Source organism: Acidobacteriota bacterium (assembly GCA_040754075.1).
Taxonomy (GTDB): Bacteria; Acidobacteriota; Blastocatellia; order UBA7656; family UBA7656; genus JBFMDH01.
The window spans coordinates 70,522-84,031 of the sequence record JBFMDH010000004.1 but is presented as its reverse complement, the minus strand read 5'-3'; the positions used below and the strand labels follow the sequence as shown (position 1 = coordinate 84,031).

Genomic DNA, 13,510 nt, shown 5'->3' with positions numbered 1-13,510 from the left:
GGCTCTCCTTAATTCCCCAATACACGCGCTGAATAAATCGCGGTTGTGGCGTTTGCGGTATTCACACGCAGCAGCGCCGTATTCGCCTGTTCGCGTTGGCGAAGTGCAGCCAGAAACGTTTCAATGCGTTTTTCTATCGCCGTTTTTTCCTGCGGTTGTTTTTCATCTGCCACACGCAGACGTTCCAGCGCGAGGGCGCGGTCAAGTCTTCCGAGTCGCGCGGATGAATCGGCAAGCGCCGCAAGCAGTTCGCTTTGCAATTTCACAGACACCGTTTGATTGAGGTCTGCCAGCGTCGGCAAGCCCTGCACTTTGCCGGAAACCACCGCAAGCGCCGGTTCAAACACCATGCCTTCAATCGTTTGTTGCTCATCCTCGTCGCTACTGTTTGCGGCATTTAAAATCTGCCGCGCCGCTGCGCTCAACACTGAGCCGCTGGTTTCACCTTCGGTCAAACGGATTGCCGCCGTGTCACGTTGCAAACGACTGTAAGCCATAATCAAATGCGCCCGCGTCGTTGATGCGCGATATTGAATTGCCGAAGTCAACAAACCATCGGCATCAAGGTACAATGCGCGTTCCAGATTTTTAACCGCCTCGGCATCACGATTGCTGTTTCGCATCATCACGCCGAGTTTGAGTTGCGCGACTGCTTCAAGCGGTCCTTTAATGCGTTCAAGTATTGTCCGTGCGCCGTCGAGATTGCCGGTGCTTTCTTCATACGCCGCGCGTGCAAGCATGGCTCCGGCTTCCTGTTGAGACATTCGCATCACCCGCTCACCCGCTGCGCGGTCAACTTTAGCGATTTCGCCAATCACTTCGGCAATCTGCGCGCGCGCGCTGTTCGGGGTCGTCCGTTCATTTAACAAGGCAATGGCGCGGTCAACCGCTTCGGCGTTGCGACCGGCAGCCGCTATCAGGCGCACCAATTCAGTTTTGTTGGTCGCATCATCGGGAGTAGAGATGGCAATCTGTTCGCGAAAGTCAATGGCATCGGCAAAGCGTCCGAGTCTGGCGGCGGTTTCGGCTGCAAGTTTCAATGCCCGCAAATTATCGGTTGAACGCTCAACAATGAGTTTCAGGAGTCTTGAGACTTCGCTCGTTTGCCCGCGACGCGCTTCGATTTCCGCCAGTCCCGCGAGGCTTGCGTCACTGGCATAACGATTACGCGCCGCTTTGCGATAAGCGTCATACAACAAACTCTCCGCCTCGGTTTCACGTTTTTCCTGAACCAGCAACGCATAAGCTTTCAAGCAATGCTCGTGCAAGGTCGCCTGGTCGGATGATTCATATCCTTCATCGGCTTCCTGATTTTCGCTGCTCAGTCCGCAATAATCGCGCAACTCGGCAATCGCTGCCTGCGCGTTTTGCCCGCGACGAAGTTCAACCAGCGCCGAAGCCAGCGGCAACCATTCATAATAATCGGTGGCTTCTTCATCGGCTTCTTCCAGTGCCAAATCAATATCAGCCTGTTCCTGTTTGATGGTCGTCACCAGCAGTTTCGCTTCATCGAGCAATTTGGCGCGAATCAGATGGTCGAGAAACATTCTCCGCCATTCGCTCAAATCTCTCGCAGGGTACACAAACACGCCGCCAACATAAGTTCCGTCTTCGTATTCCGGCGTGCCGAAAGTTGCCGTCGCCGCATCAGCGAATTTCTGATGAATCGTGCGATAGATACCGAGCAGTTGATTTTCAGGTAACAAACGTTCTTCAACAATCAAACGCCCGATGCTCATATCGTTGGGCGTCTGGCTCATCACTTTGTCCAAAGACGCCGCCACCGCGCCAAGCGTACCGGCGCTTGCGCGATTGACGATTTCGCGAATCAACGGCTCAAGGGCTTCCATGCGGGTTTCGTATTGACTGTTTTTTACAGGGCGATTGACATAAGCGATGATGAAGTTTTCCAGTAGTGGCAATGACTCTTTCAAAAATCCGTTATCTGCCATGACCTTCAAATAACTCTCGGCATCATCAACACTGACGCGCCCGTTCATCATCGCCCCCCACGCCTCAAATGCCCCCTGTTTATTGCCTTCCGCAAGCAACACCGCCCCGCGCATCAATGCCACCTGATTTTCATTGGGCGCAAGTTCGGCGGCAAGCGCGACATGACTTAACGCCCGTTTGGTATCTTTGCGGTCGAGGTAATAAGCCGCGAGTTCCAGTTGCGCCGCCTCATCCGACGGATTGCCTTCGATTTCCGCAGGCGTCAGTTTGCGACCTTCAACATCACGCCCGTTGTTGCCAAGCCAGTATCCGTAATTGCGCGCCGCGTAAAACCAGTCATCACCCAGCAAGGTGGCATTTTGATCAACTTTGCGTCCGAGCATCTGCCCGATGGGGCGAATGTCCAACGCGGTCTTGAAAAAGTTTTCGGTTTGCGACGAATTGTCTTTCAGGAAAAGACCGACTTCGGCGCTTCTTGATGCGACCCACGCGGCTGATTGATTGGCATGAGCAATCGCTATGCGCGCCAAATCTTTTTCGTTCTTTTCAATAAAAAAGTTCGCCAGTTGCAATTGGTATGGATTATAAGCCGAAGCCAGTTTTTGCAGTTCATCGCGATTGCCGGTTTCGTACAACAACGTGTAGTAACGTTTGACCCAATCCACTTCACCGGCATTGATTAACGCGCCGCTTGCGTTGGTATAGGCAATGCGCAAGGCATCCGTCTCTTTCGCTTTATCGCCCGCCAAGGCGTATTCATTAGCGATTTGATTTTGATAGTCGAAACGCTCTTTATATCTATCGTTTGCAAATTCATTCTTTAACACTTCAGCCGCGCGGGCGTATTGCGCGCGGCGATTGTAAAAACTCATCAAGGCGCGCAGTTCCGCGTAACATTTGGTGTCTTCGGGTTTGGCGCGGGCTTTGAATGCCAGGTCTTTGATGCGCGCAAGCAAGCTCTCTTCGGTTTCCACAAGCCCTGCGCCATGCGCAATTCCGATATAACGCAACAATTCATCTTTATCGGTGTAAAGCTGATATTTTTGCGTCGCAGTTTGAATTGCCGAGGCAATCGCCACGGCATCCTGGGCGCTCGCAAAATCCAGCACCCCTTGCCCGAAATCGGCTCTCAGAGCCGAATCCAGGGCATTGACGAAATTTCTTGCTTTGTAGGCATCGGTCTCTTTCGAGTTATCGCTGATGGCTTTGTACTGTTCGCGCATGCGTTGCAGTTTTTGATAAACCGTGGGCATCGCGTCAGTGCGAATCAACGAAAAGACATAACCTTTAACACTCGTATCAGCGGAAACGTATTCGTCTTTTAACACTTTCGGCAGTCGCGCAAAAATCTCTTCGTAAAACCTTGTGGCTTCCGCATTGAGTCCCCACGAAGAAAGTTTTCCTGCCATCGCGAGTTCATCTTCGGCTTTGGGATTTTTCTTTGCCGCAAGCGCCTGACGAATGGTGGCGACGGCGTCTGTGCGTTTGCCTTGCGAAACCTGCAAACGCGCGACTTCAACCAACCACTGCGGGTCACGTCCCGAAATTGTCCACCCATCGCGCAACACGGCAATCGCTTCATCGAATCGCCGTTGTCTAGCGAGTGTCGAAGCCAGCGAGAAACGGAACTCGGCGCGTGAGGGTTCATTCGCCACCGCATTTTTATATTGTTCGGAAGCGCCCGCGACGTTGCCTGTGCGTTCGTACATTCGCGCCAAAACCAGTTGCCAGCGATAATTTTTGAACGCATCCTTGCTGAGTTTTTGATAGTAACCAATCAAGCGGTCAACTTGCTGACGCTTTTCCGCATAATCGAATGCCGCCGCGAGTTTCGCTTCGTCTTCGGGAAATTGATTGATGATTTCGATGTGCTGGTCAATGGCATCTGTGTACTTGCCGAGTTTGTCGTAGGTTTGAATCATCCCGGCGCGCAGTTCCGCGATTTTATCTCTCGCCTCATCGCCGCCGACTTCGCGCATATCTTTCAAGCCCGCTTTGTACAGTTCTGTGAGCGCATCAAGTTTGTTAGCAGTGCCGAGCACTTCCGCGAGTTTCGCAAACGCTTCGGTATCGGTGCGGTGAGTTTCATAAAACGTCCGCAAAGTTTTTTCCGCATCATCCAAACGACTCGCTTCAGCCTGACGCCGCGCCAGTTGCAAGGTGACGGTGCGCAGGTTTTCGCCTTGCGCTTTCGCCAGCGTGTTCTTGTATAAATCGAGCGAACGGTCGATGAGTCCGGCGCGCCAATAAAATTTCGCGGACTCTTCAACAACGCCGACATTGGTCGGATATTCGGCGACCAACTTATCAACGATAGCGATGGCTTCATCAACCTTGCCGCGCCGTTCCAGAAATGCGGCGTTCTGCAATCTATACATCATCGCTTCGCGTTCATCGCGCGCCGCTTTCGCGAGTCGCGCAATCACTTGCAGTTCATCTTCGGGGCGAAGAATCGAACGGAACAGGTCGCGTGTGGTCTCTAAAAAGGCGATGTCGGCGGATTTATCAATCTCGCGGCGAATCAATGCTAAAGCATCGGCGGTGCGTTCGCGTTCGGCTAAATAACTCGCATAACCAATCACCAGTTGCCAGTCATTAGGATTCGCTGAATGCGCGCGGTTATAAGTCGCGACAATTTTTTCTTCGAGTCCTTTGCGTCGCGCCAGTTGCGCAAGCCTGGTTGAAACCGTGTCGCGCCCAGCGCCCGCTTCATTCAAGACTTTGACATATTCGGCAATCGCCAAGTCCATATCGCCTTTGCCTTCATAGACCGCGCCCATTCTGTAGGCATAAATATTCGGGTCGCCGGTCGTTTGGCGCAAATCGCCAAAGACCCGCAAGGCTTGCTCGAATTGATAGTAATCCCAGTACACCGTTGCGACTTCCAGATAGGTTTCGCGGTCGCCGGGTTCGATTTGAATCAGTTTATCCCACTGTTCGCCTGCGCGTTTGAAATCGCCAAGTTGGGCGTACACTTCACCGGCTTTGATGCGATAGTCATGATTTGCCGGATAGACCGCCGCCATTTGTTCAAAGGTCTTCGCCGATTCTTCAAACAGTTTGTCGGAGGTCTGTCCAAACGAGCGCGTCAAATCCGCCAGACGGTCGGCATATTGGGTTTCGCCGGGATAGAGCGCGTTCAATTGACGATAGACATCCAACGATTCATCGTGATGTGAGAGCCACAACGCCGCATCGGCAGCGAATGTTTGATAAGCGAAATTCTTCGGGATATTGGTCGAATTATTTTGACCTGTGGCTTCTGACTTCTGATTTCTTGATTGCTGGTACTTATCGCGCAGTTGATTCTGTTTCGAGAGCCATGCCAGATACGGTTCGCGAATCGAACGGTCGGCGAAATAATATTGTTGCGAGAGTTTTTCCCATTCCGCCGTATTCCGGTTGTTCCAGAGATAGGTGAGCATGCCGCGCACAAAAAAGAGATTGCGCGGAAAACGTTTGTGGGCGTAATCGTACAAATCGAAAGCGAGTTTTTGATCCCAGTTGAGCGAATCGCCTTCGGCGGTGCCGCCGTATCCGGCGAAGCGATAGAGATAATCGGAAATCTCTTCTTCATCGAAAACGCCGATTAACTGTTTGGCATATTGCTGCAACTCTCTGCCGCGTTTTTGCCGCACGTACCAACGCGCCAGTCGGTGATACCAGGTATTGGAATTGAATTCGCGAATCGCCTGATTGTAAGCCTTGAGCTGTTCATTGATGAGTTGCGCCTGTCCAAGCCAACTGAGAAAGCGTTCGTATAAGCCTTCATCTTTCGGATGCTTTTTAATTTCCGCCCAGAAAAAGGCGACGGTCTCTTTTTGTTTATCATCGGTGGCAAGCGACGAAACATAACGCTCAAGCACCTGGCTATAACTGACGCCCGGTTTCGGCGTTGAGGCATTGGAATAACTGCCCTCTTCTTCGTCGTACTCTTCATCACCGCCCGAATCGGATTTGTCACTCGACGGCTCGTAAGTGTCGCTATAGGCTTCAAGCGTGTATTTGATTTTATCGAACATTGCATCGAAGCCCGGTGAGATGGTGTAAGCCCAACGCTTCGCCGACGAAGGAATAAGTGGGGTGCCGCGCGGGCGATTTTTCGCCAACCGGTCGAGCAATGGCAAAATCGTTGCGCGTTCGTTTACGCGGTCATCAAGCGCCACGTATGAATCGGCGATTTTGAGCGACACCTCAATGTAGCTTGATGAATCGGGGAATTTCGTGAGGAATTCGCGACCTGTGGCAATCGCCAGTTTGTGTTCGCCCATCGTCGCAAAGACGTTGACGATGCCGAGATACATTTCACCCAAATTTTTCGATTGTGGAAATTCAAGTTTGAAGGCATTGAAAATTCGGTAAGCGAAGGCGCGATTGAAATAGCCTGCGGCGGCTTTCTCTTCGGTAGCAAATTCCATCGCCGGTTCGGTATTCGCCAGAATCAACGATAGCACGCCGTTCATAAAACCGGGATGACGGTCAACTTCGGCAATGTCTTTGTAAAACGACAGGTCGCCAGCGCCGACTCGCGTGGGCGTGCCTTCGGCATCAATCATGACTTTAAACAGACGAAAAAGCGCGGCTTCGCGCGAGACTGTCGCGGGTTGCAATTTGCCCAGTAAATAAAGGGTGTAAAGATAACGCGAGGCTTGATCGAAATGACCGATGGAGGCAAACATCGCGGCGGTCTGTTCGAGTTCCTGCCCCGTCCAGGATGCGGCGCGCACCGGTTGCGGTTGATTGGTATTGGTCGTTGAAGCAAGGTTACGACCGGCGCGACGCGCTTCCAGATCGCGCAAGACCTGTGAAGCCTGCGCGTAGTTACCTTCGTATGAAAGAAAACTGAAAAGCCGCGCCGTAGTTGGTAAATCGGTCGCCCCCGCTTTCACACGCTCCTGCAAGCCGCGACGCGCCACGCGATAACGCCCGAATCGTCGGAGCAGTTCATAGTAATCGCCACTGATTTTGCGCGACCAGTTGGGGTCGAATGAATCCGCATAAACCGCTTCGGCGGCGCGGCGGTCATTCTGTTCTTCGTAAATTGCGGCGCGGGTTTTCAAAAAGTAGGCGAGGTCGCTTGAAAATTTCGCTTGAAATTCGGCAAGAACCGCTAAGGCCTCGCGGTTCTGTTTGGCCAGTCTCAACTCTTCAACATAATCTTTGACGGGTTGAACATTTGACGAATCGGCGGCGACCAGTTCGGCAAAAAAATCTGCGGGTTTGAATTCTTTGAGCGCGTAGGTGCGAACCAGGGTGGCGGCTTGTTTATAAATCGGCGCGCGTTCGCTGACCGGCATTGCCTGTGCGAGACTGCGAAGGGTTTTTACTTCGTCGGTGTGAAGGGCGCGGTTGTGATAAAACTGAACCAGTCTTCTGAGTGCGTCGGGCGAGCGACCTTTGAGTTCGGCATACTGATTCATTTCAGTGGTGGCTTTATCGAATTGACCGAGGCGTTCAGCGAGTCGCGCCGAATATAATCTGAGCCGCGCATCTTTGGGATATTGGGTTGCAAGTGTTCCGACACGTTCAAGGGCAACCGCATAAGGACGCGCAACCGATGCGTTCACGCCGAAGAAGTCTTCATTGGTGAAAAGCGCCTCATCGACTTGCGCTTGCGGCGCGCGATTCGGGTCAGCAGGTCGAATCGGCGCTTGCGCTGTGGCAGCGCCTTTCGCCGGAGTTGCGCCTTTCTGCGCAGCATTTTTCTGCGCCGCCGTTGAAGAAGTTCCGGTTGATTTCGGTTTAGCTTTTTGCACCGCCACCAGTGTCGCCACCGCAACGGACGTCACCGCAATCAACAATATCGCCGCTAAATAGATTCGTCTTCGCATAGTTTTCAACCTATCGTTTATTAGCCTCTCTTTTGGCTAATCTGATTTCTTCCGCAGCCCAATCAAGTCCCAAGCCTGTCTGTTTGCCCCGAAGGGGCTTTGGAGATTAGCCTGTGGTGAAGCCACAGGGTAACGACAATCTTCCAACTGTTCGCGCCCTGAAGGGGCGCAGGATTATTGTTTATAACTACACGCCTCCACGCCTGCGGCGCGATGATTCGATTTTCCGCCTAAAATACCTGTGGCTCACCGCAGGCTAATTTCCTGGCGTCTCCGGCGCAAAATATGATTTTTGCATTGTTAAATTATTCGACATCCAAAATCACCACAAATATTTCTCATCAAACTCAACGCCGCTTTCTTCTAAAAATTTCCGATACTCTTCCTGAAAAGTCTTCACGTGATGATGCGCTTCCTGATTCTCAATATATTTTTTAACTGCTTCGATTTTCGACGCGCTCACGGTGAACGCGCCATATCCTACCTGCCAGGCAAATTCATCTAAACCTAACTCTTCGTGAACCCATTTTGAAGAACCTGATTTGATGTCTTCCAAAACATCGCATAAACGGTGCGTGGCGCGAAGTCCTATCAATAGATGAACGTGGTCATTGGTGCCGCCAATACTTTCAGGAACGCCTTTAAGCTTTCGCACTTCTCCACCTAAAAATGAATGTAATCGATTGCGCCATTCTTTTGCGATAAACGGATAGCGGTCTTTGGTGCTGAAAATTAAATGGTAATGCAAACTCAAATGCGTTGACGGCATCGGTTTCTCCTGCGCTCTTTCAGAGCGCAATGGAATTTTGCAACCCAAATACCTGTGGCTTCACCACAGGCTAATATCCTTCGCGCCTCCGGCGCGATGATTCAATTCTTCGCTTAAAATACCTGTGGCTTCACCACAGGCTAATATCCTCCGCATCTGCGGCGCGATGATTCGATTTTCCGCCTAAAATACCTGTGGCTCACCGCAGGCTAATTTCCTGGCGTCTCCGGCGCAACTGCACAGTGCGCTTGCGTCGGCGACTTGCTCCGCTGTTTTCCTTCACGCCAGAAGCGCAACGAACGCTTCTAATTGTGCTGCTTCTTTTCCCCTTCTCCCTCACTCCCGGTCTCCCTTTCTTCTTCAACCGCCGCTCATCACTTCGATGGTCACTTCCGTGACGCTTGAATTGTGGGCGAAATCTTCGGCGGTGATTTCAATCGTGTAAGTCCCCGACGGCAAGCCTTCGGGAATTTGCAAACGTCCGATGCTGGCTTTGGCTTTCCCGTCCCAGACAATTGCCACCGGCAAGGCTCCGTATATGCGCGCAGCAATGCGGCGCGTATCGCTATCGGCGCGCGCCGTAATTGTCAGTTCATCGCCGGCGTTCACTACCGCTTTATCAACTGTGGCTTTAACCGAAGGCGGGCGGCTGTCAATGATGAAGCTCTTGGATTCCTGATAAGCGCGCCCTTGTTTATCAAGTAAAATCAACCGGCAGGTGTACGCGCCGTCTTTCATTTCTTTCGGCGCAATGAAGCGGGTTTCCCAGACATCTTCGCCTTTAAGGTACATCAATCGTTTCGTCAGTCCGAATGGAAAAACGGCGGTGACTTCTTTAATTGCTTCGTCTGTGCGCACTCTCAGCACAGGGTCGCCTGGTCTGATTACACGCGGGCGAAGCAGTGAACGCGGCGCGGCTAAAAACGAGGTGTATGGCGTGACGAATTTATATTTTTTCGAGAGCGCGATGATTTCGTTAATCGCTTCCTGAGTTTCGCCCGTGAGCGCAATTTGCCGGAGCAACGCATCGACGCGCGCCCGCGCCCACAACCTCGCAATGTGCGGATGCTCATCGTTGCGTTCGGGAAGTTGCACCTGCTCGGTAAGCCGCACCGCTTTGCCGTTAGAATTTCCCGTAAGCACAAGTTGCGTTGCACCCGGTCGCCGGTAACGCCCGACAAATGATAAACGTGTGCCATCGTATGCGGTCACTGCATAATCGGGATAGACCTGATAAAAATTGGCGCTATCGGAATTTTGCAATGCCAGTGAATCAATCGGATTGCGCCCGACTTTGCTGACGAAGGATTTTAATTTGAATTCGAGGTCGTCGGTTTCGCGCGACCAGTCGAAATAGCCACGCGAAGCCCGCGCCAGTTCCTGCAATAAAAACACATCGCTATCCGAACCGATGCCGAAAACATAGAGCCGGGTTTTTACCGATTCATTGGCTTTTTTAAAGTTTTCAATCACCGAACTGGTTTTTGTAGTGGTCATCGTCGGATTGCCATCGGAAATCAACACCACGGCGCTTTCGCTCTTTGCCGGCATCGTTTTGATTAACTGCGTCGTGCGGGCAAGCGCCGCATTGAAATCGGTGCCGCCCGAAAGAAAGCTTGATTTAATAAATTGCAAAGCGCGTTCGATGGCTTCGGGTCGCGCATCTACCGCTTTGTCGCTGAATGCGAGAATATCGTCATTGAATAAAATTAAATTGAAAGAATCCTGCGGCAAGAGTGATTTGAGAACGCTTTCCACCGCTTCATAAGATTTATCCAATTTTTCCCAATTCATCGAAAGCGAGGTGTCGAGCATGACCAGCACCGAGCGCGGCGGCGGCGGCGTTGCATCGCCGGGCGCGCGTCCCGCTTCGTTAAATAAAGCGGCAGCTTCAAAATAGCCGTCGGGGTTTTCCTGCGCCAGTCTGGGGTCGCGCAAATCGTCTGCGCTGATGCGTTCGGGGGCGCGATAGGCTAAAAATTCGAGCGTCGTGCGCGGCACGTTCAAGCCATAACTGAAAGCGAAATCCTCGGTGAGTTCTTTATTCGACGCTGCAAACGAAGCCGATTTGTAGGTCGCGGTGTTATCAATCCAGTTCAGCGGGAACGCATTGCCTTTGAATTTCAAATCGGTGAGCGGAAATTTTGAAAGCACCTGCAAACGCACATCCAACCGTCCGACGGTTTGCGTGCCGTACTGGCTGGGTTTGAAGGGAAACGAAAAGTAGGATTCGAGATTTTCAACGCGCAGAAGTTCAGTATATTCCATCTCCAGACGTTTCGTACCGTAAGCGGGAATCGGCGCGACTTTGACGGTGAAAGCGGTTGCGCCTTCATCTTCATCGGCTTGTTGCACGAGTCCGGGGTCGATGGCTTGCAGCGCGAGGTCTTTGTAGATTTCCTCGGCGCGACGTTTTTCCATAATGACGCCAGGGATACGCACATCGCCGTCCCAGATGGCGAAATCGGCAATCGCGGCAGTCGTCGGGATGAGAAAAACATATTTGCCCTCTTCGGCGCGGTCTGTATGATTGCCAAAAATCTGCACCACGCGCACCCGGGCGAATTGATTATCAATGACGATATGCACGGACATTTCATCCAGGGTGAGAATCTTCGGGTCAGGCTTATCGGCGCTCGAAGGAATCAACACCCCTGATTGCGCCCGCGCGCTCTCAGCAGCCATCAATAACAAGAGTAAAACGGCGCTCTTGCAAACCAACGAATAAAATTTCCGGCGTTCAATATTCATAAAATTCACTCACGGATTAACAAATTGAAGTGATTCAAACTGCCCAACATCCAACCGAATCAAAATTGCCCGATGTCTAAAAATCTTCCTAATTCAGTACGCGCTTTTCGATGCGCGTCATTCCGTTTAAGGTGCCGACGTAAACATAGCGGTCATCGCTGGTAATCGCGGTGACATTTGCTGAGGTGAGTCCTGCCCGAATACTTGACCAACGACGTTCGCGCACATTATACGCCAATAATCCGCTATCGCTAGTGCCGACGAACAATCGTTCGCCGTCAAAATACATGGCGTTTTGATTGACTTCGATTTTGCCCAATTCATCGGCGAAGTTTACCCATTCGCCGGTCGGCAGCAACGCATCTATGCCGCCAATCGTGCCGACATACAACGTGCCATTTGCCTCAGCGAGCGCCGTCACCCAATCTTCCGATAGTTTGGAATTCGATTTTTTGAAAACCCGCGTGACCCGCAACCCTTCAAGTTCCACAAGACCCGCAAGGCTTCCGACAAAAGCGCGTGAACCGACAATCGCGGAGGTGTAGAGGTGATTGCTCGATAATCCATGAAAAGCGGTGAGCGAACGCGCCCGACCTGGCGAAATTTCCGTCAGTCCCCCGGCGGTTGCCAGTATCAGGCGATTGCCGCGTGCGCTTGCGTCATCTTCAACAAAAGAAAGGTGGGCAATCGCGTTATCAATCAAGCCCTGCTCTTTAGTTGTGAGGGTTTGTTTGCCGTCCGCGCCCATCGCCACCAAGCCACGCGAAGTGGCAATCAACGCGCGATTACTCGCCTTGTCAAAAGCGATGAAATTGACTTCACGAATCCGGTCATCTTCGATATGCGTCAGGCGCGTGTTGGTTTCCAGCGATAACACATCCGCGCCACGGTCAAAATATCCAATCCACAAGCGATTTTGATTATCGAGCGCCAGCGTGGTGATGTGCGCGGCAGATACGATAGCGTCTTTGGCAATCGTTGCAGGGATAGGTTCAAACGTGGGACTGCTTGAGGATTCATCACGCGCAAAAGCGCCTGCGGCGGTGAGCATCCACAATCTTCCGTCATCGACGAAGAGTCGGGAGTCTGGAGTTGGGAGTCGGGAGTCGGATGGCAAAGGTCTGGTATCTGGTGTCCGATGTCCGGTGTCAATAATTTGCGTTGCGCCTTCTCTTTTTGTTGAATCACCAATTTGCGTGATGCCGTCGGTAAATAAGCCTGCGAATAATTTTCCTTTGCTTGAAACCAATGATGTGATGTTCGGTTGTGTGGATAACGCTTTGATTTCGTTGGCATCATTTAAGGTCACGATGCCGAAATCGGTAGCGATGGCGATAGCGTCGCCCGTTGGCATCAAAGCAATCGCCGTCACACGCGGCGAAGGCAACCCTTCGGCTTCGCTGAATCGTTGAAATTGCGCCTCGCGCCACAGGTACAAGCCTTTGTCCTGAGTGCCGATGTAGATGCGCGATTGATTCGCCAGCAAAGCGGTGATGCGCTCGAAATCGGCTCCTGTAGCCCAATTCAGCCGACGGGTGAATTTTTCTCCGTCATACTCGAAGAGTCCGCCATCGAGCGTGCCGATTAAAAGTTCGGTGTCGGTTGCAAGCAAGGTGCTGACTCGCGTGGCTTTCGGTTTGTTGAACCGAAAGCCCGTAAACCCATTGCCATCAAATGCCATCATGCCGTTTGCCGCGGTGCCGATAAATAGTCGCCCGCGAAAGATGGCAAGCGTCGTCAAGTCGTTATCCGTCAGCCCGTCCATCGTAGTGTAACGACGTTTGAGGTTGCCATTTTCATCCACAGCCAGCAGTCCGCCTGATGTCGCAAAGTAGCGTGTGCCGTTGAACGCAGCGGTTGCGCGAACTTCCGATGAATTCAAAAACGCCGTGAGTCCATCGGTCGCAGGGGCGCGCAGTTGGCTTTCCTGTACTTCGACGCGCACGGCTTCGGCGGCGTGGTCGCGTTCAGCCTTGATGCGATTATTAAATCGAATGATGAAAAAGGTGAGCAGTGAAATCAGCAGGACAGCAATGACGCTAACCGAAATCAGGGCGAGCCGCTTGTTGGCTTTGAGGCTTTGAATCAACTTGGTCATCTACGAAAAACCTCGACTGGGTACTATAAATGTCAGATTTCAAATTTGCATTTGAAATTGCGCGCCCTTAGATGCAAAAAACTAAAAAAGGATTCTGAGGAAACATCG

Annotated in this window: 5 protein-coding genes; 1 reads left to right on the top strand and 4 read right to left on the bottom strand. The window is 51.9% G+C overall.

Going from position 1 to position 13,510, the window contains the following annotated elements:
- Positions 1–8 precede the first annotated feature (8 nt).
- Entirely contained in the window at positions 9–7,784 is a 7,776-nt protein-coding gene (locus tag AB1757_06015) for a hypothetical protein (GenBank protein ID MEW6126577.1), read from the bottom strand.
- Between the two features lie 113 nt (positions 7,785–7,897).
- Between AB1757_06015 and AB1757_06010 the strand changes: the two genes are divergently transcribed.
- Positions 7,898–8,044, top strand: coding sequence for a hypothetical protein (locus tag AB1757_06010; protein MEW6126576.1), 147 nt, complete (start codon positions 7,898–7,900; stop codon positions 8,042–8,044).
- Positions 8,045–8,106: 62 nt separating this feature from the next.
- Here AB1757_06010 and tnpA read toward each other — a convergent pair whose 3' ends face one another.
- The 3 genes from tnpA to AB1757_05995 form a co-directional block, all read right to left on the bottom strand.
- Positions 8,107–8,553 carry an IS200/IS605 family transposase gene (gene tnpA / locus AB1757_06005; protein MEW6126575.1) on the bottom strand — a complete coding sequence of 149 codons (447 nt, stop codon included), beginning with the start codon at positions 8,551–8,553 and terminating at the stop codon, positions 8,107–8,109.
- A 360-nt stretch (positions 8,554–8,913) separates the two neighbouring features.
- The gene (locus AB1757_06000; GenBank protein ID MEW6126574.1) at positions 8,914–11,304 is read right to left on the bottom strand and encodes a VIT domain-containing protein; all 2,391 of its coding nucleotides are present in this window, start codon (positions 11,302–11,304) and stop codon (positions 8,914–8,916) included.
- Between the two features lie 88 nt (positions 11,305–11,392).
- Positions 11,393–13,402, bottom strand: a complete 2,010-nt coding sequence (locus AB1757_05995; GenBank protein ID MEW6126573.1) for a hypothetical protein — start codon at positions 13,400–13,402, stop codon at positions 11,393–11,395.
- Between the last annotated feature and the right edge of the window lie 108 nt (positions 13,403–13,510).

What these genes read in the sequence shown, in the direction of transcription:
- AB1757_06015 (MEW6126577.1), bottom strand. Translation starts at nt 7,784, where the DNA reads ATGCGAAGACGAATCTATTTAGCGGCGATATTGTTGATTGCGGTGACG.
- tnpA (MEW6126575.1), bottom strand. Translation starts at nt 8,553, where the DNA reads ATGCCGTCAACGCATTTGAGTTTGCATTACCATTTAATTTTCAGCACC.
- AB1757_06000 (MEW6126574.1), bottom strand. Translation starts at nt 11,304, where the DNA reads ATGAATATTGAACGCCGGAAATTTTATTCGTTGGTTTGCAAGAGCGCC.
- AB1757_05995 (MEW6126573.1), bottom strand. Translation starts at nt 13,402, where the DNA reads ATGACCAAGTTGATTCAAAGCCTCAAAGCCAACAAGCGGCTCGCCCTG.